The following is a 21,787-nucleotide window of genomic DNA, read 5'->3' on the forward strand; positions in this document are numbered from 1 at the left end:
CCGACGGGTCGGGTGTCGGGACGGGACGGCGTGTCGGGGGAGCCGTCGGGGGCGGGCCGGTTGCCGGGGGAGCCCTCGGGGGAGGAGCGGTTGTCGGCCGGCCCCTTGTCTGCGGGTGCGCAGGGCTTCGGGCGCGCCTTCGACCCGTTGGCAGGTCCGGCCGGCCGGGGGGCTGGGAGCGGTCCCGCACCGTCTGCCGGCTTCGGCGGGCAGTCGCGGGACCGGGGTGTTCCGTACGGGTCCGGAGACCCGGTGAAAGCCCTGCTGCACCGGCACCGGGGGCTGTGCGAGCGGGCCGTGGACCCGTTGGAGATCGCCGTGGGGCTGGAGGCGTACGGCATCACCGACCGGACCGCCGCCCACTACCGCCACCGTGACGTCTTCTCGCTCGCCGAGGAACTGCACGCGCGCGTGCCGCGCGACACCGAGCGGCCCTCGGACGCGGGGGCCCAGCCCCCGCCGGTGCCCCGGGTCCGAGCCGGCTGGCTCCTGCTCACCCTCCTGCCCGGTGCGCTCGGCGCGGTCACGGTGACCGGACTGCGCCTCGCCCAGGGGACCCCGCGCCTGCTGGTGTCAGTCGGCGGCCTCCTCGCCGTAGCCCTCGCCACACGCGCGGCACTGCGCCACGGCCCGCTCGCCGGACCGCCGGGCACGCGCGCGTGGCGTACCGCGCCCGGTACCCGCGCGGGGCGCACCCCGCCCCACACTCACGCGGGGCGCACCACCGTCGGCACGCGCGCGTGGACGCTCTGGCTGCTCGGGTACGCCCTCCTCGGTGACGGTCTCCTCCACGCCGTCCTGTCGGGCGGCCCCGACGCCCCGCCCACCGGCGCCCCGGACGGCCCCTGGCCCACGGCCACCGCACCCGCCCTGGCCCTCCTGCTGGCCTGCGCCCCCGCGGCCTGGTGCGCGCACCTCCTCGCCGCCGGCGCCCACCGCGGGCTCGCCGGCAGCCGGACCCTGAGGCAGTTCACGGCCGCCGTCACACCCCTGCTGCTCGGCGCGTACGCCCTGTTCCTGACCGCGCTCGCCGTCCTGCTCGCGCTGTGCGGCACCGCCCTGCACCAGCCCGCGGCCTACCCGCAGGCCCTCACCCTGGGTGCCCTGCTGCTGCCCGCCCGCCTGCTCACCACGCGCCACCACCGGCGCGCCCCCGCGCGTGCGCTGGGCGCCGTCGCGCTGGTGGAGGCGCTGGCCCTGGCGTTGCCGGTGGCCGCCCGGCTGCCCGGCTGTGCCTTCCTGGCGGTGCCGGTCCAGACCCTCGTAGACGCCTGGGGCGAGACCGCCGTACCGGCCCTCGCCTGCGGTACCGCGGCCCTGGCCCTGCTGTGGCACGCCGGCCGCACCCTCACCCGGGCCTCGGCCCACGCTCCCACGGGAGCACCCCGGTGAATGCCCCGCCCGCCGCCGGCCCGACCCACTCGCCGCAGGCATCCGCAGCATCCCTCTGCGGGCATGCGCACCATCCCTCTGAAGGAGAACACCAGATGACCACCTCCCGACCCGGAGCGTCCGGAGCCACCGGAACCGCCGGAGCGTCCGGAGCAGCCGCACGAGCCGTCGAAACGGCCGGTACCACCGGCGCGCACACCCCGGGAGCCGCCCGATGAGGGTCCTGCTGATCGGAGCCAACGGATTCATCGGCCGCTTCGTCGCCGACCGCCTGCTCGCCGACCCGGCCGTCCAGCTCACCGCGCTCGGCCGCGGCGACGACGCCGACGTCCGCTTCGACCTCGCCACCGGCAGCCCGGGCGCACTCACCCGCTTCCTGGACGCGGTCCACCCCGGGGTCGTCATCAACTGCGCCGGCGCGACCCGCGGCGGCGCCCGCGAACTCACCCGGCACAACACCGTCGCCGTGGCCACGGTCTGCGAGGCGCTGCGCCGCAGCGGCTGCGGTGCCCGCCTGGTGCAGATCGGCTGCGGTTCCGAGTACGGCCCCAGCCAGCCCGGCTCCTCCACGCCCGAGGACGCCGTACCGCGCCCCGGCGGCCCCTACGGCGTCAGCAAGCTCGCCGCGACCGAACTGGTCCTCGGCTCCGGCCTGGACGCGGTCGTCCTGCGGGTCTTCTCGCCGGCCGGCCCCGGCACCCCGGCCGGCTCCCCGCTGGGCCGGCTCGCCGAGGCCATGCGCCGCGCCATGCAGTCCGGCGACGGCGAACTCAAGCTCGGCGGCCTCGGCGTCCAGCGCGACTTCGTCGACGTACGCGATGTGGCCCGGGCCGTGCACGCCGCCTCGCTGTCGGCCGCGCAAGGTGTCATCAACATCGGCTCCGGCCGCGCCGTCCGCCTCAGGGACGCCGCCGCCGTGCTCGCGCGCGTGGCCGGATACGGCGGCGCCCTCCACGAACTGGACACCCCGCCCGGGCCGCTGCGCACCGCCCTCGGGCATCCCCGCGCCGACGCCGACCACACGCCCCCGGTGGCCTATCCCTACCCGGACGGCTGCGGCAGCTGGCAGCAGGCCGACGTACGCACCGCCCGCGACCGCCTCGGCTGGCGGCCCCGCATCAATCTCGAAGAGTCCCTGGCCGACATCTGGATGGAGGCGGCCTGCCGCATCTGACCAGTGCCGGCGCCCGGACGGACCGGCCCCCCGGGGACGATGCCCGGCTGCTGGGACGACTTCGTCTCGCGCCTCGGAACGGGTGTCTCGGAATGAAGAAGGGCGTGGCAGTGTTACGAGGAGAACAACTGTAGTGATTGACCGACCAACGGAGTCCCCGTGTCGCTGCCACCCCTGGTCGAGCCGGCTTCCGAGCTCACCGTAGACGAGGTTCGCAGGTACTCCCGCCACCTGATCATCCCCGATGTGGGCATGGACGGGCAGAAGCGGCTGAAGAACGCCAAGGTGCTCTGTGTGGGCGCCGGCGGCCTGGGCTCGCCGGCGCTGATGTACCTGGCCGCCGCGGGCGTGGGCACCCTCGGCATCGTGGAGTTCGACGAGGTCGACGAGTCGAACCTGCAGCGCCAGATCATCCACAGCCAGTCCGACATCGGCCGCTCCAAGGCCGAGTCGGCCCGTGACACCGTCAAGGGCATCAACCCGTACGTGAACGTGATCCTTCACGAGGAGCGGCTCGAAGCCGACAACGTGATGGACATCTTCAGCCAGTACGACCTGATCATCGACGGCACCGACAACTTCGCGACCCGCTACCTGGTCAACGACGCGTGTGTGCTGCTGAACAAGCCGTACGTCTGGGGCTCGATCTACCGCTTCGACGGCCAGGCGTCCGTCTTCTGGTCCGAGCACGGCCCCTGCTACCGCTGCCTGTACCCGGAGCCGCCGCCCCCCGGCATGGTCCCCTCCTGCGCCGAGGGCGGCGTGCTGGGCGTGCTGTGCGCGTCGGTCGGCTCCATCCAGGTCAACGAGGCCATCAAGCTCCTCGCCGGCATCGGTGATCCGCTGGTCGGCCGCCTGATGATCTACGACGCCCTGGAGATGCAGTACCGCCAGGTCAAGGTCCGCAAGGACCCCAACTGCGCGGTCTGCGGCGAGAACCCGACCGTCACCGAGCTGATCGACTACGAGGCCTTCTGCGGCGTCGTCTCCGAGGAGGCCCAGGCGGCGGCGATCGACTCCACGATCACTCCCAAGCAGCTCAAGGAGTGGATCGACGACGGCGAGAACATCCAGATCATCGACGTCCGCGAGCCGAACGAGTTCGAGATCGTCTCCATCCCGGGCGCCACGCTGATCCCGAAGAACGAGTTCCTGATGGGCACCGCCCTGGAGAACCTCCCGCAGGACAAGAAGATCGTCCTGAACTGCAAGACGGGTGTCCGCAGTGCGGAAGTCCTCGCGGTCCTGAAGTCCGCCGGCTTCGCCGACGCGGTCCACGTCGGCGGCGGAGTCATCGGCTGGGTCAACCAGATCGAACCCCACAAGCCGGTCTACTGACCAACGGTCCCGCCGACCGGCGGGTCTGAAGAAGCCCACGGCTCTGAACTGCCCAGCTGCCGTGGGCTTCTGTCGTGGTGGGTCGGCGTCGGGCGCCCTCGCACGGCCCGGAGACGGCCCGGCCCGGACCATGCGGGGCCTGATGAAGACGGCGCCGGTCCGCGGGCCGGCCGGCGCGGGACGGGCTGGAGGACGCGGCAGCCGGTTCGTTATGGGCAGACCTTGCCGTCCCTCGGTATCGATCCCTCCAGCAGGTAGGTGTTCACCGTCGTGTCGACGCAGTCGCTGCCGCCGGCGTACGCCCCGTGGCCCTCTCCCTTCCAGGTGAGCTGGATGCCGACTCCTCGGCCCAGTTCGGCGGCCATCTCGCGGGTGCCTTCGTAGGGGGTGGCCGGGTCGCCGGTGTTGCCGATCAGCAGGATCGGGGACGCGCCCGGAGCGCCGACCTCCGGGGTGTCGTACTGGCCGGGCACCGGCCAGTTGTGGCACCAGCCCGCCGTGTCCCAGCCGAGGTGGTCCCCGAACACCGGGGAGATCCGCTTGAACCGGTCCAGTCGGCGCTTGGTCTCGGTGAGTGTCGGCCGCTGCTTGTCGTCCAGGCACGAGATGACCCGCTGGGAGTGGGACGTGGTGCCGTAGCGCCCGGAGGCGTCCCGCTCGTTGTACTCGTCGGCGAGCGCCAGCAGCGGTGAACCGTCGCCCTGCCGCGCCGACTTGAGCGCGCTGGTCAGTCTGGGCCAGCTCGGCTCGCTGTACAGCGGGAGGATGATGCCGGTGGTCGCGAGGGTCTGGGTCAGCTTCCGCCCGGACGAGGCCGGCAGTGGTTCGGTGTCGAGCCGTCTCAGCAGGCCGGCTATCTCCCGCGAGCCCCGAACCGGGTCCTGGCCGGTGGACTTCAGGTAGTCGTCGAGGGCCCGCTGGAAGCCACGGGCCTGGTTCTCGGCATGGCCCACCATGTCCGCGGCCGGGTCGGCTACCGCGTCCAGCACCACCCGGCCCACCCGCTTGGGGAACAGGTGGGCGTAGACACCGCCGAGTTCGGTGCCGTAGGACATGCCGAAGTAGTGCAGCCTGTCGTCGCCGAGGACCTGGCGGATCAGGTCCATGTCGCGCGCCGTGTCGGTGGTGGATACATGGGCCAGCAGCGGGCCGGCGGCCTTCTGGCAGCCCTTGCCGAAGTCGGCGGCATCCCGGAAGTACGCCTGCTCCTCGGCCGGGGTGTCCGGCGTGGCGTCCACGGTCTCGGCGGCCCGTATCTTCCGGTCGTCGCGGCAGCGTATGCCCGAGCTCGCGCCCACGCCGCGCGGGTCCCAGCTCACCAGGTCGTAGCGCTCGTGGAGCTCGGAGACGGCGGGGGCGAAGTACGGCATCGTCGACACGCCCGAGCCACCGGGGCCGCCGAAGTTGAACAGCAGCGAGCCGATGCGGTCGCCGCCGGTCGCCCGGGAGCGGATGAGGGAGACGCCGATCGTCTTGCCGTCCGGCTCGGCCCAGTCCAGTGGCGCCTTGAGCGTCGCGCACCGCCAGGCGCCGCCCGGTGCGGGAGTGCTCCCGGTGGTCTCGCACCGGTGCCAGTCGAGCCGCTGGGAGGTGAGCGAGGCGGGAAGGGCCGTGGCGGACGGCTCGGCCGGGGAGCCCACCACCGACGGGGGAGCGGAGCCGGGCGCCTTCCCCTCGTCGTCCTTTCCGTCCCCGCCGGACGAGCCGCCGCAGCCGGCCAGCAGCAGCCCTGCCGCCACCGCGGCCGTCCACCGTGGAAATCGCATCGTGCGCACCCCCGTACCAGGCCCGTCGCGTCGTGCCGCGCCGGTCGTTCAGGCCATGGTAGGTGTCTTCGCCCCAGTTCGTGACGGCCTGTGGATAACCTTCTGAGCTGCGGTTTCTCGCCGTCTTTGGGGGTGTGTCAGGAGCAGACCAGGCCGGCTTTCGGCACCTTGCCGTCCAGCAGGTAGCCGTTCACCGCGCGCTGTACGCACGCGTTCTTGCTGTCGTACGCCCCGTGCCCCTGGCCCTTGTACGTCAGCTCGACGCCGACCCCCTTGCCGAGCGCGCCCACCATCTTCTTCGCGCCCTCGTACGGGGTGGCCGGGTCGCCGGTGTTGCCGATGACGAGGATGGGTGCCGACCCCGGCGCGCTCACGTCGGGATGGTCGGCGGCGCCGGGCACCGCCCAGTCCGTACAGCTGACCATGCCCCAGGCCAGGTAGTCCCCGAACAGCGGGGACGCGGCACGGAACCGGGGAAGCCGCCGCTGGACGTAGTCCACGGTGTACCGCGCTTTGTCGTCGGAGCAGTTGATGGCGGCGTTCGCCGCGGTCAGATTGCTGTACTCCCCGTTCTCGCTGCGGCCGTTCATCGAGTCGGACAGCAGCATCAGGATCTTGCCGTCGCCGTCGTAGGCCTCCTCCAGGCCCTCGGTCAGGAACTCCCAGAAGTCCTTCGAGTACAGGGACTGCGCGATGCCGTTGGTGGCGGCGGTCTGGGTCAGCTCGCGCGGGGTGATGCCCGGGATGGGCTTCTTCTCCAGGCCGGCGAGGAGTTTCGCGATGCGCTCCTTCACCTCCTGCGGGGTGTCGCCGATCGGGCATTCCGTGGTCTTGGAGGTGCAGTCCTCCGCGAAGTTGTCCAGTGCGAGCTGGAAGCCCTTCGCCTGGCCCAGCGCGCCCTGTTCGGCGTTCTGTGTGGGGTCCACGACGGCGTCGAAGACGGCCCGGCCGACGTTCTTCGGGAACAGGTGGGCGTAGACGCCGCCGAGTTCGGTGCCGTAGGAGATGCCGAAGTAGTGCAGTTTCCGGTCGCCGAGGACCTGGCGCATCAGGTCCATGTCGCGTGCCGCGTCGGTGGTGCGCACATGCGGCAGGATCTTCCGGGAGTTCTTCTCGCAGGCCGCGTTGAACTGCCGGGTGCGCCGCAGCAGCTCGGCGCGTTCGGCGCCGTCGTCCGGGGTGGCGTCCTGCTGGAAGAACTCGTCCAGCCGGGCGTCGCTCTCGCACTTCACGGGCGCGCTGCGGCCGACCCCGCGCGGGTCGAAGCTGACCAGGTCGTAGCGGGTGCCCAGGGTGGTGTAGTCCGGGCCGAAGGCGGGCAGCGTGGTGACGCCGCTGCCGCCGGGGCCGCCGAAGTTGAACACCAGCGAGCCGATCCGGCGGTCCGCGGGGCCGGCGGCCCGGGCGCGGATCAGGGCGATGCCGATCGTGTCACCCTCGGGGTCGGCCCAGTCCAGCGGCGCCTTCATGGTGGCGCACTGCCACTCGGTGCCGTTCGGCAGCGGCGAGGGGGCGCTGCCGCCGCCCTCCTCCTCGGACGGGGCCGGGCAGTCCTTCCAGTCCAGCCGCTGGTGGGTGAGGTCCCCGTCCTCGGAGCTGCCGCCGCAGCCGGTCAGCACAGCGAAGAGCAGCACAGCCGAGGCGGTCAGCGCGGTGGCGCGCAGCCGGGAGGGGTTCGCCATGCTCCCCATCGTGGGCGTGCGTACGCCGGCTCGCGCGGGGCGCGGGCCATCCGGGCTACATCACCGGAAGATCAGAGGGCTCCCTTGCGGGTGAGGTGGTTGAAGGCCAGCCAGCCCGGCAGTACGGGAAGCCACAGGGTCAGCAGCCGGAACAGCAGGACGGCCGGGGCGGCGACCTCCTTGGGCAGGCCTACGGCGATCAGGCCGACCGTCAGGGTCGCCTCGACCGCGCCCACGCCGCCGGGGGTGGGCGCGGCGGAACCGAGCGCGTTGCCGGCGAGGAAGACGACGGCGACGCTGGCGATGCTCAGCGATACCGAGCCGTCGCCGAAGGCCCGGATGGAGGCGTCCAGGCACATCACGAAGCAGGCGGTCAGCAGCAGCATGCCGCCGATGCCGGTGATGAGCTTCTGGGGCCGCTGGAGCACGTCGAGCATGCGCGGTACGACACCGGCGAACAGCGACCTCACGCGCGTGACGACGAATTTCCGCAGGAACGGCACCGAGGTGACCACGAGGACCAGGACGGCCACGGTCAGCAGGCCCGCGATGACCGTGCGGGACGGCGACAGCGACGGCGTCTTCTCGGTGCCGGTCAGATAACCGAAGGCCAGCAGCATCAGGATGTGGCAGCCGAGCCCGAACAGCTGCGAGGCGCCGACACTGGCCACCGCGAGCCCCGGGCGCACGCCGGCGCGCTGGAGGAACCGCGTGTTGAGGGCCACCCCGCCGACCGCGGCCGGTGCCACGATCTTCACGAACGATCCGGCGACCTGCGCCGCCACCGTCCGCGGGAACGGCACCCGCTCCGGTACGAATCCCAGCAGCGCCATGGCCGCGGCGACGTAGCTGAGCGCCGAGAACAGCACCGCGGCGGCCACCCAGCCCCACTGGGCCTGCGCGAACAGCGTGCCGAACTCGATGTGGGTCAGCTGCGTCAGCAGGTAGTACGCGCCGAACGCGCCGGCGATGAAGCTGATCAGCGTGCGCGGCCGGACCCGCTCCAGGCGGGCCGGTTCCACGGGTGCCTGGGGCCTGATCCGCAGCACCTGGTGCCGGATCTGGGTGAGCAGATCCTCCTCGCGGGCCTCTTCCAGGGCCTCGTCGATGGCGCGCTTCTCCGCCCGCTGCTCGGCGCGGACGGCCTTCTTGTCGGGCTTCCCGGCGGCCGCCTCGGCCGTCTCGGGCGCCTCCTCCAGGCGGGCCGACTTGGCCTGCCGGGAGGCTTCGAGTACCGCCTCGCGCTCGCGCTGGGCCCGCTCCCGGGCCAGCCGGCGCAGCGTCGCGCGTGTGGAGCGCGTCAGCGCGATCGGCTGGAGCATCGGCAGGCAGTCGGCGACCGCGTCCGGCCCGAGCACGCCGACCGCCGAGGCCACGGCGCGCTCGGCGCCGACCCGCAGGCCGAGCGTGGTGACCAGCTGGGCGATGTCCATGCGCAGCAGCAGTTCCCCGGCCGCGATCTCGCCGCCGCGCAGCTCGGTGAGGATCACCCTGCCGGAACGATCCACCAGAATCGCGTCGCCGGCCAGTCTGCGGTGCGCGATGCGCCGGGACTGCAGCGCCCGCACCTGGTGCCAGGTGTTGCGCAGCAGCTCGTCGGTGATCTCCTCGTCGGCCAGCGAGTCCAGGGTGCGGCCCCCGGTGTGCTCGTAGACGAGCATCACGGCGTCCGGGCCGAGCTCGGAGGTGGCGATCAGCTTCGGCGCGTTGGCGCCCGCCGCGATCGCCGCGTACGCCAGCAGCGCCTCCTGCTCCAGCGCCTGGCGCAGCGACTGGAGGCTGGAGCGGGTGGCGAAGCCGCGCAGGGTCAGATTGCGCCACGCGCGGTAGAAGAACCCCTGCGCCTGCTGTTCCCGGTCGACGACCGTGACGTCCAGCGGCGGGCCGTCCTCCAGGGCGACGAAATAGCGCCGCCCCCGGTCGCCGCTCTCGGATTCCGAGGTGTCCTCCCGGGAGGCGCTGACGGGGCGGAAGCCGACGTGCCTGAGGCCCGCCATCAGGGTCTGGCCGGTGGGGCGGACATTGGGGGAGCCGACCGCGTACAGGGTGCCGTAGGCGACGGACCAGCCGATCAGCACCGTGAGGATGATCGAGAAGGGGGTGGTGTAGCCGGTGACCAGCATCGAGAACGCGTCGAGCAGCAGCACGATCCACAGCACCGCGCGCCATCTGGGCCTGCGGGACATGCCGACGGCCGACATATAGGCGATCACGGGCGCCAGATAACCGTGCACCGGGTCGGTCAGGGCGTGGATGTCGCCCGGCGAGGGCTGGGTGAGCGCCTCCTGGATCGAGTCCGGGGCGGCTCGGGCGACCCACAGATCGGTGGCGAGCGTCACTCCGTGGGCGAGGACGGCGGCGAGGACGCCGTCGGCGATGCGCAGCCCGTCCCGTTTGATCAGCCGTTCGATGGCGAAGGCGACCGGGACCAGCAGGATCGCGATGCTGGACGCCAGCCCCGCGATCTTGATCAGCAGGTCCGGGGCCTGCCCGGTGCCCTTGTTGATGTCCTGTTCGAGACCCGAGGTGGTGCCGTGCGCGAACGCGGCGATCGCGAGGAGCACCACGATGGCCAGGATGCCCACCAGGAGCCGCATGAGATCGGACGGGCGGTGCACGCGCGCGGGGAGCAGCGGTTCGTCGACCGCCACCCGCTCGGCGTGGGGGTCGTCGTCGTACGGCAGGTGGTCCGGGGGTGCGCTCCCGGCGCCGGGCGCCTTCTCGGGGGCCGCGCCGCCGTCACGCGCGCGCGTGACGGAGTTCTCACCGGCTGCGGACGCGTCCTCACGCGCGCGCGTGCCGTCGTCCTCGCGCGAGGCGTCGTCGCGGGTGCCGTCGGCCTGGGGCGCGCTTCCGCTCCCCCGCGCGCTGTCGTTCTCACCCGCGCTGTGGTGCTCGGGCGGGCCGGTGTCCCCGGCCGCGTTGTCGTCCTCGCGTACGGCGTCGTCCTCGCGTCCGGCGTCCTTCCGGCGTACGGCTTCGTCCTCGCGCGGACCGGTGTCCTCCGGTCGTGCGCCGGTGCCGGCCTCGCCCGCGCGGGCGGTGTCCGGGTGCGCGGAGGCGTCAGGGGTGCCCGCCGCTCTGTCGGGGTGCGCGCCCTGCTCGTTCATGGTCTCTTCTTGGTCTCGTATCACCAGTCACCGCCCGCACGATGGTGGCATGCCCCACCGGCACACCGGGGCATCAGGGTGCGGATGCGCGGGCGCACAGTCTGCCCGAAGCGCCGCCCCGGGGCGAGAGCGCCGGTCGTCCCGCACCCGGCCGGGATGCCGGCGCGGTGCGGCAGGATGGGGTGGATGAGCGAGCAGAGCCCCCCTTGCGAAGACGCCCGCGAGGAGCACCCGGACGCGCTGCCGGAGTACGCCGAGCGGGTCCTGGAGGTCGCCGAGCGGATCCCGCCGGGCCGGGTGATGACCTACGGCGACGTCGCCGAGTGGCTGGAGGAGGGCGGCGCACGCCAGGTCGGCCGGGTGATGGCCCTCTACGGGGGCGTCGTGCCGTGGTGGCGGGTCGTACGCGCCGACGGCGTGCTGCTGCCCGGACACGAGCTGCGCGCCCTGGCGCACTACCGCGCGGAGGGCACCCCGCTGAAGCAGGCGGGCAGGACGGCACAGGGGCATCTGCCGCGGCTCGACATGCGACGGGCCCGCTGGGACGGCGGCGCGGACGCGGAGGGTCACACCTGACAGCTTCCGCCATCGGATGCCCCCGGGGCAGACCCTTGGCCCATTCGGGTGACATCGGGGACGTCTGTGGCATGCCGTACGTTCGTGAGGGGTGGGACACGCGTGGCCCGAGCGCCCCACGGGATGAACCGGAAGCTCTGCTTCCGCCCGGAGCGGCGGCGTAGCGTCGGCGGCACGTGTCCCCCTCACCCCACGGTCACCGCCTCGCGCGCGTGACCGCCCGCCCGCCAGCACAACCACCAGGACCGGCCGATCACGTGAGCTCCTCTTCGTCCACCAGGCGCCTGTCGCACCCCTCGGTGCGCCAGGGGAGGCGTGGCGCCTACCGACTGGTCCGTACCCCGCCCCCCGTCGCGGACCCCCCTCGTCTGGACGCGGCGCAGCGCGCCGTGGTTGACCACCGGAGCGGACCGCTGCTCGTCCTGGCCGGCCCCGGCACCGGCAAGACCACCACCCTCGTGGAGTCCGTGGCCGCCCGGATCGCCCGGGGCGGCGACCCCGCGCGGATCCTGGTGCTCACGTTCAGCCGCAAGGCCGCCGCCGACCTGCGCGACCGCATGGCCCTGCGCATGGGCGCCGCCCGCGCGCCCAGGGCGACCACGTTCCACTCCTACTGCTACGCCCTGGTCCGCGCCCACCAGGACAGCGACCGGTTCACCACGCCGCTGCGCCTGCTGTCCGGCCCCGAACAGGACGTCACCGTCCGCGAGCTGCTCGCCGGCCAGCCGGAACTGGAACGGCTCGGCCTCACCCACGTGCGCTGGCCGGACGAACTGCGCGCCTGCCTGACCACGCGGGGCTTCGCCGACGAGGTCCGCGCCGTCCTCGCCCGCACCCGCGAGCTGGGCCTCGGCCCGGAGGCCCTGGAGGCCTTCGCGGGCCGCCTCGGCCGCCCCGACTGGCGGGCCGCCGCCGCGTTCCTCGCCGAGTACCTCGACACCCTGGACCTCCAGGGTGTGATCGACTACGCGGAACTGGTCCACCGCGCGGTCCTGCTCGCCCGGAGCCCGGAGACCGCCGCCCGGCTCGCGGCCCAGTACGACGCCGTGTACGTCGACGAGTACCAGGACACCGACCCCGCCCAGGTCCGGCTCCTGCACGCCCTGGCCGGCCAGGGGCGCACCCTGGTCGCGTTCGGCGACCCCGACCAGTCGATCTACGCCTTCCGGGGCGCCGACGTGAACGGCATCCTCGACTTCCCGGCCGCCTTCCCGTGCGCGGACGGCCGTCCCGCCCCCGTCGAGGTGCTGCGCACCTCCCGCCGCTCCGGCGCCGCCCTGCTGGCCGCGACCCGCCTGATCACCCGGCGCATGCCGCTGACCCGGCTGCCCGCGGACACGGTCCGCGCCCACCGTGACCCGGCTCCCGTACGTCAGGGCGGCCGGGTCGAGGTGCACACGTACCCGACGGCCGGCGCCGAGCTGGACAACATCGCCGACATCCTGCGCCGCGCGCACCTGGAGGACGGTGTCGCCTGGAGCGACATGGCCGTCCTGGTCCGTGCCGGCTCCCGCAGCCTGCCGCACCTCCGCCGCGCCCTCACCGCGGCCGGTGTCCCCGTGGACATCGACGGTGACGATCTGCCGCTGCGGCACGAGCCGGCGGTGGCACCGCTGCTCACGGCCCTGCGCGCGGTCGCCACGGCGGAGGCACGGCAGCGGTCGGCGGGGCCGCCCGGCGGCATGGAGGAGGACGGTCGTACGGGGGAAGGCGGACGTACGGACGACGGCACGCCGCCGGCTGGGGAAGGCGTGCGTACGGGGGCGGGCGCGTCCCGCACCGGGGAGACCGGGGCTGCTGGGGAAGCCGGGCCTGCCGAGGGTGTCGGGCCTGCCGAAGGGGCCGGCCGTGCCAAGGAGACCGGGACCGAGCGCGTCGAGGAGGCTGAGCGAGTCGAGGAGACCGGGCCGGCCGTCGAGGAAGCCGAAGGAAGCGCATCGGCGGCCGAAGGCACCGGGGAGCGGATCACCGGGGCCGCCGAACCGGCCCCGGACACCCCCTGGCTCGACACCGAGACCGCCCTCACCCTGCTCACCTCCCCGCTCGGCGGCATGGACGCGGCCGATCTGCGCCGCCTCGGACGGGCCCTGCGCGAGGAGGAACGCGCTGCCGGGAACCCGCTGCCGTCCCCCTCCGACGAACTGCTCACGCGGGCGCTCGCCGAGCCCGAGCGCCTGGCCGTGCACGACCCGGCGTACGCGCGCGGGGCGCAGCGACTCGGCGCGCTGCTGCGCAAGGTCCGTGAGCGCCTCGCGGGCGGCGGCACCGCCGAGGAGGCGCTGTGGGACCTGTGGGACGGCACCCCGTGGCCGGGGCGCCTGGAGCGGGCCGCCCGGCGCGGCGGCGCGGCCGGCCGGAACGCCGACCGGGACCTGGACGCCGTGTGCGCGCTGTTCGCCACCGCCGCGCGCGCGGAGGAGCGCACCGGCGGCCGGGGCGCCCTGAACTTCCTGGCGGAGATCGAGGCCGAGGACATCGCCGCCGACACGCTCACGCGCCGCGCGATACGACCCGACGCCGTCCGCGTGATGACCGCGCACCGCTCCAAGGGCCTGGAGTGGCGGCTGGTCGTCGTCGCCGGCGTCCAGGAGGGCCTGTGGCCGGACCTGCGGCGCCGCGGCTCGCTGCTGGAGGCCGACCGCATCGGCCGCGACGGCCTCGCCGAGCCGCTGCCCCCGGGCGCGCTGCTCGCCGAGGAACGCCGGCTGTTCTACGTCGCCGCCACGCGCGCGCGGGACCGCCTCGTCGTCACCGCCGTGAAGGCCCCGGCCGACGACGGCGACCAGCCGTCCCGGTTCCTGACCGAGCTGGGCGTCGAGCCCAAGGACGTCACCGCACGCCCCCGCCGCCCGCTGTCCGTCGCCGCGCTCGTCGCCGAGCTGCGCGCCACCACGGTCGACCCGCGCGCGTCGGCCGCGCTGCGCGAGGCCGCCGCCCGCCGACTGGCCCGGCTCGCCGCGCTCGCCGACGAGGACGGCCGCCCGCTGGTGCCGTCCGCGCACCCCTACCGCTGGTGGGGCATGTACGAGCCGACCGAGAGCAAGGTGCCGCTGCGCCACCGCGACGAGCCCGTGGTGCTCTCCGGCAGCGCGCTCGACCAGCTCGCCAACACCTGCGCGCTCCAGTGGTTCCTCGGCCGCGAGGTGAAGGCCGACGCCCCCGCCACCACCGCGCAGGGCTTCGGCAACGTCATGCACGTCCTCGCCGACGAGGTCGCCTCCGGCCGCACCCCCGCCGACCTCGACGTCCTCATGGAGCGCCTGGACTCGGTGTGGAACGCGCTCGCCTTCGACGCCCCCTGGAAGTCGCGGCAGGAGAAGGACAACGCGCGCGTGGCGCTCGAACGCTTCCTGAACTGGCATGTGCTGGACCGGACCGGCCGCACCCCGGTGGCCAGCGAGCAGGACTTCGACGTCACGCTGGAAGCGGGCGACTACCAGGTCCGCATCCGCGGCCAGATGGACCGCGTGGAGAAGGACGCCGCGGGCCGGGCCTACGTCGTCGACTTCAAGACCGGCAAGCAGGCGCCCACCGCGCGCGAGGTGGAGCGCCACCCCCAGCTGGCCGTCTACCAGCTCGCCATCCGGGAAGGGGCCGTCGACACGGCTTTCGACGGCGTCCGCCCCGAACCGGGCGGCGCCGAACTGGTCCACCTCCGCCAGGGCGCCGCCAAGCGCGACGGAGGCGACAGCCTGCCCAAGGTCCAGACACAGGAGCCGGTGGCGCAGGAGTGGGTCGGCGAGCTGCTGGCCACCGCCGCCGGCAAGGTCCTCGACGAGCGGTTCACCCCCAGCGCCGGCCAGCACTGCACGCACTGCGCCTTCCGCGCCTCGTGCAGCGTGCGGCCGGAGGGCCGGCACGTCGTCCAGTGAGCGCCCTCGGCAGGCGTGACGCACCTCACCACCCGCGGCAGACGTGACGCACCCCACCACCGCGCTGACCTGCGCTCCTTCCGTCCCGGGCGGCCGGTCCACGCCCGATTGTCAGTGCCCGCCGCTAGCCTCTTTCGACATGTCCGCCCCTCTCACCGATCCCGAGCAGCTCAAGGAGCTCCTCGGCATCCCGTTCACCCCGGAGCAGACGGCCTGCATCACCGCGCCGCCCGCCCCGCAGGTGATCGTGGCCGGCGCAGGGTCGGGCAAGACCACCGTGATGGCGGCCCGCGTGGTCTGGCTGGTCGGCACCGGACAGGTCGCCCCCGAACAGGTCCTCGGCCTGACCTTCACCAACAAGGCCGCCGGCGAGCTGGCCGAACGCGTCCGCAAGGCGCTGATCAAGGCCGGGGTCACCGACGCCGACTCCGTGGACCCGGACAACCCCCCGGGTGAGCCGGTCATCTCGACGTACCACGCCTTCGCCGGCCGCCTGCTCACCGACCACGGCCTGCGCATCGGCCTGGAACCCGGTTCCCGGCTGCTCGCCGACGCCACCCGCTACCAGCTCGCGGCACGCGTCCTGCGCGAGGCCCCGGGACCGTACCCGGCGCTGACCCGCTCCTTCGCCGACCTGGTCAGCGACCTGCTCGCCCTCGACTCCGAACTCGCCGAACACCTCGTCGGCCCCGAGGAGCTGCGCGCCTGGGACGCCGGTCTGCTGCGCACCCTGGAAGGCGCCAAGCTCACCAACGCCGACCTGCGCAAGGTGCCGGAGACGGCCGCGGCCCGCCGGGAACTCGCCGATCTCGTCCAGCGCTACCGAGACGAGAAACGACGGCGGGACCTGCTCGACTTCGGCGACCAGATCGCCCTGTCGGCCCGCCTCGCCCGCATCCCCGAGGTGGGCCGCCTGCTGCGCGAGGAGTTCCGCGTGGTCCTCCTGGACGAATACCAGGACACCTCCGTGGCCCAGCGCGTCCTTCTGGCCGGTCTGTTCGGCGGCGGCAGCGGCCACCCGGTGACCGCCGTCGGCGACCCCTGCCAGGCCATCTACGGCTGGCGCGGCGCCTCCGTCGCCAACCTGGACGACTTCCCCGACCACTTCCCGGGCGCCGACGGCCGGCCCGCCGCCCGGCAGGCGCTCAGCGAGAACCGCCGCAGCGGCGGGCGCCTGCTCGACCTCGCCAACGGTCTCGCCGCACCCCTGCGCGCGATGCACGCGGGCGTGGAGGCCCTCCGCCCGGCACCGGGCGCCGAGTACGACGGCACGGTCCGCTGCGCCCTGCTGCCCACCCACGCCGAGGAGATCGACTGGATCGCCGACTCCCTCGCCCACCTGGTGCGCACCGGCACCCCACCCGGCGAGATCGCCGTCCTGTGCCGGACCGCGACCGACTTCGCCGAGATCCAGGGTGCCCTCGTCGCCCGGGACGTCCCCGTCGAGGTGGTCGGCCTGTCCGGGCTGCTGCACCTGCCCGAGATCGCCGACCTCGTCGCCGTCTGCGAGGTCCTGCAGGACCCCGGCGCCAACGCCGCCCTGGTGCGTCTGCTGACCGGACCGCGCTGGCGCATCGGTCCGCGCGACCTCGCCCTGCTGGGCCGCCGGGCCCGCCTCCTGGTCGCCCACGCGCGCGTGGACCCCACCGACGACCCCGACCGCCGGCTGGCGGCGGCCGTCGAGGGCGTCGACCCGGCCGAGGTGATATCGCTCGCCGACGCCCTGGACACCTTCCTGGAAACGCCGGCGGAGGGCGACGGGAGCGACGACCGGCTGCCGTTCTCGGCGGACGCGCGCGTGCGCTTCGCCCGCCTCGCCGCCGAGCTGCGCGACCTGCGCCGCTCGCTGTCCGACCCGCTGATGGACGTGCTGCACCGCGTCCTCGCCGTCACCGGCCTCGAAGTGGAGCTGTCGGCGTCCCCGCACGCGCTGGCCGCCCGCCGCCGCGAGACCCTGTCCAACTTCCTGGACATCGCCGCGTCCTTCGCCGCGGGCGACGGCGAGGCCACCCTGCTGGCCTTCCTCGGCTTCCTGCGTACCGCCGCCCAGTACGAGAAGGGGCTCGACAACGCCCTGCCCGGCGGCGAGAACACCGTCAAGGTGCTCACCGCGCACAAGTCCAAGGGCCTGGAGTGGGACGTCGTCGCCGTGCCCGGACTCGTCACCGGCACCTTCCCCAGCGCCCAGGGCCGTGAGAAGTGGACCGCCCAGGCCAAGGTGCTGCCGCACGCCCTGCGCGGCGACACCGACACCCTGCCCGACGTCGACAACTGGGACGCGCGCGGCATGAAGGCCTTCCACGAGGCCATGAAGGACCACCAGCACACCGAGGAGCTGCGCCTCGGCTACGTCACCTTCACCCGCCCGCGCTCGCTCCTGCTCGGCTCCGGCCACTGGTGGGGTCCCAGCCAGAAGAAGAAGCGGGGCCCCTCCGACTTCCTGAACGCCCTGTACGACCACTGTGCCGCCGGGTACGGCGAGATCGAGGTGTGGGCGGAGGAGCCCGCCGAGGACGCGGAGAACCCGGCCCTGCGCACGGCCGACGCCGACCAGGTGTGGCCGCTCCCGCTGGACGCGGACGCGCTGTCCCGCCGCCGCGCCGCCGCCGAGACCGTCCTCGCCCACCTGGACGCCCTCGCCGCCCGTCCCGAGGGACCCGGCCCGGCCCTGCACGACCCCGCCGGCGACGAACACCCGGACTGGCCCGCACCACCGGACGACGACCCGTACGACGACTTGTACGGCGAGGACCCGCACGACGCCCCGTACGGCGAGGAGCCGTACGAAGACCCCTACGGCGACCCGTACGACGAAGCCCCGCATGACGGCGCCCCGTACGAGGACACCCCACACGAGGACATCCCACACGAGACGGACCTGCCGCCTTACGTCCAGGAACCCGAGGGCGAGGAGGAACCCGGCGACGGGACGCGCGAGCCACTCCCGGCAGGCACCCCCACCGGCACCCCCGCCCCCGCCCCGGACAACCCCGTCGGTCTGGTCCCGCACCAGGCGTCCGCCCCGCAGGACGGCCCCCGGTCCGCCGAGCCCCGGTCCGCCGAGCCGCGGTCCGGCACCCGACCCGGCACCGGCCTCACCCCGGAGGAGGCCCGCACCGTGGCCTCCTGGGACCGTGACCTGGACGCGCTCACCGGAGAGCTGCTGCGCGCCCGGCAGGCCGTCACCGAGGTCCCGCTGCCCGTCACGCTCACCGCGTCCCAGCTGTTGCGGCTCGCCGAGGACCCGGACGGACTCGCACAGGAACTCGCGCGCCCCATGCCGCGCCCCCCGCAACCGGCGGCGCGCCGGGGCACCCGGTTCCACGCCTGGGTCGAGGCCCGCTTCGAGGAGCTGACCCTGCCCTTGCTGGAGCCGGACGAGCTGCCCGGCGACGACGCGGAGATAGCCGACGAACACGACCTCGAAGCCCTGAAGGAGGCCTTCGAACGCACCGAGTACGCCCGGCGCACGCCCTACCGGGTGGAGGCCCCTTTCCAGATCACCCTCGCCGGCCGGGTCATCCGGGGCCGCATCGACGCCGTCTACAGAAACGGCGACGGCGACGAGGCGACGTACGAGATCCTCGACTGGAAGACCGGCCGCACCCGCACCGCCGACCCGCTCCAGCTCGCCGTGTACCGCCTCGGCTGGGCCGAGCAGCAGGGCATCCCGCCCGAGTCGGTCACGGCCGCCTTCCTGTACGTGCGCACCGGAGAGGTCGTACGCCCCGAGGGCCTGCCGGACCGGACCGCGCTGGAGCGGCTGCTCACGGGTGAGACGGAGAGCACACGGGAGGCGACCTGAGTGTGACCAACCGCCCGCCGAGGTTGTCGGTGCGGGCCGATAGGCTCGGAGCATGAGCCAGACCCCGGACAGCGCCGTCCGCACGTACATCGAGCAGCACCGCGCCGCCTTCCTCGACGACCTCGCCGCATGGCTGCGCATCCCCTCCGTGTCGGCCCAACCCGACCACGCACCCGACGTACGGCGCAGCGCCGACTGGCTCGCCGCCAAGCTCAGGGACATCGGCTTCCCCACCACGGAGGTCTGGCAGACCCCGGGCGCCCCCGCCGTCTTCGCCGAGTGGCCCTCGGACGACCCGCAGGCCCCCACGGTCCTGGTCTACGGCCACCACGACGTCCAGCCCGCCGCCCGCGAGGACGGCTGGGACAGCGACCCCTTCGAGCCGGTCGTGCGCGACGGCCGCCTCTACGCGCGCGGGGCGGCCGACGACAAGGGCCAGGTGTTCTTCCACACACTCGGCGTCCGTGCCCACCTCGCCGCCACCGGCCGCACCACGCCGGCCGTCAACCTCAAGCTGCTGATCGAGGGCGAGGAGGAGTCCGGCTCCCCGCACTTCCGGGCGCTGGTGGAGGAGCGGGCCGGCCGGCTCGCCGCCGACGCCGTGATCGTCTCCGACACCGGCATGTGGGCCGAGGACACCCCGACCGTGTGCACCGGCATGCGCGGTCTGGCCGAGTGCGAGATCCGGTTGTACGGACCGGACCAGGACATCCACTCCGGCTCCTTCGGCGGTGCCGTGCCCAACCCGGCCACCGCCGCCGCCCGCCTGGTCGCCGCCCTGCACGACGAGCACGGGCGCGTGGCGGTACCCGGCTTCTACGACGGCGTCGTGGAGCTGACCGACCGCGAGCGCGAGCTGTTCGCCGAGCTGCCCTTCGACGAGGAGAGCTGGCTGCGCACGGCCAAGTCGTACGCCGCCCACGGCGAGGCCGGGTACACCACCCTGGAGCGCGTCTGGGCCCGGCCCACCGCCGAGGTCAACGGCATCGGCGGCGGCTACCAGGGCCCCGGCAGCAAGACGATCATCCCGTCCACGGCCATGGTGAAGCTGTCCTTCCGGCTGGTCGCCGGCCAGGACCGCGACCACATAGAGAAGGCCGTGCGCGCGTGGGCCGCCGAGCGGGTGCCCGCCGGGATCCGGTGCGAGACCGTCTTCGGCTCGGCCACGCGCCCGTGTCTGACCCCGCTCGACCATCCCGCACTGCGGTCCGTGGTCCGCGCCATGGGCCGCGCCTTCGAGAAGCCCGTCCGGTTCACCCGCGAGGGCGGTTCGGGACCCGCCGCCGACCTCCAGGAGGTCCTCGGCGCGCCGGTGCTCTTCCTGGGCATCTCCGTCCCGTCCGACGGCTGGCACGCCCCGAACGAGAAGGTCGAGCTGGACCTCCTCCTCAAGGGTGTCGAGACCAGCGCCTACCTGTGGGACGACCTGGCCCGTAACTGGCGCACCGCACCCTGACCTGCCGGCGCCGTACGGAAGGGCATCGCGCGCGGGGCACACTGGAAGGACCGCCCTGCCCGCCCCGCCCGCGCCCGACCCGGTGCCCTCCCGCCCACGTCCCGCCGAACCGCCCGCCGCAAACCGCTGTACTGGGGGAGTTGGAAGCACACGTGACCACCTGGACCGACCACACAGCCGACCGACCCATCTCACTGACCGCCCCGAGCGGCATCGACCGCGCCGCCCACCACCGGCTGGACGAGGCCTGGCTCGCGGCGGCGTGGAGCCACCCCACGACCCGCTGTTTCGTGGTCTCCGGCGGTCAGGTGCTCATCGACGAGACGGCGGACGGCCGGACCGAACTCGTCATGACGCCGTCCTTCGAGGCGCCGCTCACCGAGGCACACCGCTACTTCCTCGGCATCGACGAGGAGGGCGTCAGCTACTTCGCGCTCCAGAAGGACTCGCTGCCCGGGCGGATCGACCAGTCCGCGCGTCCGGCGGGGCTGCGGGAGGCCGGGCTGCTGCTGTCGCCGCGCGACGCCGGGCTCATGGTGCACGCCGTCGGCCTGGAGAACTGGCAGCGTACCCACCGCTTCTGCTCCCGTTGCGGTGAGCGCACGGTGATCGCGGCGGCCGGCCACATCCGCCGTTGCCCGGCCTGCGGCGCGGAGCACTACCCGCGTACCGACCCGGCCGTGATCATGGCGGTGACGGACGAGGAGGACCGCATCCTGCTCGGCCGGCAGGTCCACTGGCCCGAGGGCCGCTTCTCCACGCTCGCCGGGTTCGTGGAGCCGGGCGAGTCCATCGAGCAGGCGGTGCGCCGCGAGGTGTGCGAGGAGGTCGGCGTCACCGTCGGTCCGGTCGAGTACGTCGCCAGCCAGCCCTGGCCCTTCCCGTCCAGCCTGATGCTGGGCTTCATGGCCCGCGCCACGTCCACCGAGATCGACGTCGACGGCGACGAGATCCACGAGGCCCGCTGGTTCTCCCGTGAGGAACTGCACGCGGCCTTCGAGTCCGGCGAGGTGCTGCCGCCCTACGGCATCTCCATCGCCGCCCGGCTGATCGAGATGTGGTACGGCAAGCCCCTGCCGACCCGCGGTTTCGTGTGACATGTGAAGGGCGGCCCCGGGACATCCGGGGCCGCCCTTCACATCGGTCGCGGCGCGAGCCGCGGCGCGTCACGCGGCGAGCTTCTGCTTCACCTGGGCCAGCGACGGGTTCGTCAGCGTGGTGCCGTCCGCGAAGAGCACGGTGGGAACCGTCTGGTTGCCGCCGTTCGCCTTCTCCACGAAAGCGGCGGACTCGGGGTCCTGCTCGATGTTGATCTCGCTGTACGCGATGCCCTCCCGGTCCAGCTGGCTCTTCAGCCGCCGGCAGTAGCCACACCACGTCGTGCTGTACATCGTCACAGTGCCCTGCATGTCTCTCGCTCTCCTCGCACGGCTCGGAAAATCCCGTCGTGGAGGAGAACACGGGCGAGCGGAACCTCATTCCCGGGCGGGGTGATGGCGTGCCGTCTGCCGCGTGCCGTGTGATGCCTGCCGCATCAGTACGACGATCAGCCTGTAATCAGTACGACTGCGAGCCCCCGCCTGTGGACAACTCGCACAGCCGTCCCGGGCGACCTG

The 21,787-nt window shown here is 73.6% G+C and carries 12 protein-coding genes; 8 read left to right on the forward strand and 4 right to left on the reverse strand.

Features of this window, described 5'->3' with window-relative positions:
- Positions 1-252: 252 nt before the first annotated feature.
- From ABD350_RS28880 to moeZ, 3 genes are all read left to right on the forward strand, one after another.
- Positions 253-1,392, forward strand: coding sequence for a hypothetical protein (locus ABD350_RS28880; RefSeq protein ID WP_382466880.1), 1,140 nt, complete (start codon positions 253-255; stop codon positions 1,390-1,392).
- Between the two features lie 214 nt (positions 1,393-1,606).
- Entirely contained in the window at positions 1,607-2,566 is a 960-nt protein-coding gene (locus ABD350_RS28885) for an NAD-dependent epimerase/dehydratase family protein (RefSeq protein ID WP_344351593.1), read from the forward strand.
- Positions 2,567-2,725: 159 nt separating this feature from the next.
- Positions 2,726-3,904, forward strand: coding sequence for an adenylyltransferase/sulfurtransferase MoeZ (gene moeZ, locus ABD350_RS28890; protein ID WP_344351594.1), 1,179 nt, complete (start codon positions 2,726-2,728; stop codon positions 3,902-3,904).
- 209 nt (positions 3,905-4,113) lie between these two features.
- Here moeZ and ABD350_RS28895 read toward each other — a convergent pair whose 3' ends face one another.
- From ABD350_RS28895 to ABD350_RS28905, 3 genes are all read right to left on the reverse strand, one after another.
- On the reverse strand, positions 4,114-5,670 hold the full coding sequence (locus tag ABD350_RS28895) for an alpha/beta hydrolase (protein WP_344351596.1): 1,557 nt from the start codon (positions 5,668-5,670) through the stop codon (positions 4,114-4,116).
- A gap of 137 nt (positions 5,671-5,807) precedes the next feature.
- Positions 5,808-7,352, reverse strand: coding sequence for an alpha/beta hydrolase (locus ABD350_RS28900; protein ID WP_344351598.1), 1,545 nt, complete (start codon positions 7,350-7,352; stop codon positions 5,808-5,810).
- Positions 7,353-7,423: 71 nt separating this feature from the next.
- Complete coding sequence (locus tag ABD350_RS28905) at positions 7,424-10,462, reverse strand: lysylphosphatidylglycerol synthase transmembrane domain-containing protein (RefSeq protein ID WP_344351600.1); 3,039 nt, start codon at positions 10,460-10,462, stop codon at positions 7,424-7,426.
- 186 nt (positions 10,463-10,648) lie between these two features.
- On the opposite strand from ABD350_RS28905, the gene ABD350_RS28910 reads away from it, so the two are divergent.
- The 5 genes from ABD350_RS28910 to nudC all read left to right on the forward strand — a co-directional run bounded on the left by ABD350_RS28910 (position 10,649) and on the right by nudC (position 21,268).
- Entirely contained in the window at positions 10,649-11,038 is a 390-nt protein-coding gene (locus ABD350_RS28910) for an MGMT family protein (protein WP_344351601.1), read from the forward strand.
- A 257-nt stretch (positions 11,039-11,295) separates the two neighbouring features.
- Complete coding sequence (locus ABD350_RS28915; RefSeq protein ID WP_425584204.1) at positions 11,296-14,910, forward strand: ATP-dependent helicase; 3,615 nt, start codon at positions 11,296-11,298, stop codon at positions 14,908-14,910.
- 139 nt (positions 14,911-15,049) lie between these two features.
- A complete protein-coding gene (locus ABD350_RS28920) occupies positions 15,050-18,715 on the forward strand; it encodes a UvrD-helicase domain-containing protein (RefSeq protein ID WP_344351603.1) in 3,666 nt (1,221 codons plus the stop codon).
- 52 nt (positions 18,716-18,767) lie between these two features.
- Positions 18,768-20,171, forward strand: coding sequence for a dipeptidase (locus ABD350_RS28925; RefSeq protein WP_344351605.1), 1,404 nt, complete (start codon positions 18,768-18,770; stop codon positions 20,169-20,171).
- A gap of 152 nt (positions 20,172-20,323) precedes the next feature.
- Entirely contained in the window at positions 20,324-21,268 is a 945-nt protein-coding gene (nudC, locus tag ABD350_RS28930; protein WP_344351607.1) for an NAD(+) diphosphatase, read from the forward strand.
- 69 nt (positions 21,269-21,337) lie between these two features.
- Here nudC and ABD350_RS28935 read toward each other — a convergent pair whose 3' ends face one another.
- A complete protein-coding gene (locus ABD350_RS28935) occupies positions 21,338-21,580 on the reverse strand; it encodes a mycoredoxin (RefSeq protein WP_201827110.1) in 243 nt (80 codons plus the stop codon).
- Positions 21,581-21,787 lie beyond the last annotated feature (207 nt).

Origin of the sequence: Streptomyces nogalater (assembly GCF_039532885.1) — a bacterium.
Taxonomy (GTDB): domain Bacteria; phylum Actinomycetota; class Actinomycetes; order Streptomycetales; family Streptomycetaceae; genus Streptomyces; species Streptomyces nogalater.

Excerpts from the sequence above, each read along its gene's own strand:
- ABD350_RS28900 (WP_344351598.1), bottom strand. The coding sequence starts at position 7,352 with ATGGCGAACCCCTCCCGGCTGCGCGCCACCGCGCTGACCGCCTCGGCT.
- ABD350_RS28885 (WP_344351593.1), top strand. The coding sequence starts at position 1,607 with ATGAGGGTCCTGCTGATCGGAGCCAACGGATTCATCGGCCGCTTCGTC.
- ABD350_RS28920 (WP_344351603.1), top strand. The coding sequence starts at position 15,050 with ATGTCCGCCCCTCTCACCGATCCCGAGCAGCTCAAGGAGCTCCTCGGC.
- ABD350_RS28905 (WP_344351600.1), bottom strand. The coding sequence starts at position 10,462 with ATGAACGAGCAGGGCGCGCACCCCGACAGAGCGGCGGGCACCCCTGAC.
- ABD350_RS28910 (WP_344351601.1), top strand. The coding sequence starts at position 10,649 with ATGAGCGAGCAGAGCCCCCCTTGCGAAGACGCCCGCGAGGAGCACCCG.
- ABD350_RS28895 (WP_344351596.1), bottom strand. The coding sequence starts at position 5,670 with ATGCGATTTCCACGGTGGACGGCCGCGGTGGCGGCAGGGCTGCTGCTG.
- ABD350_RS28935 (WP_201827110.1), bottom strand. The coding sequence starts at position 21,580 with ATGCAGGGCACTGTGACGATGTACAGCACGACGTGGTGTGGCTACTGC.
- ABD350_RS28925 (WP_344351605.1), top strand. The coding sequence starts at position 18,768 with ATGAGCCAGACCCCGGACAGCGCCGTCCGCACGTACATCGAGCAGCAC.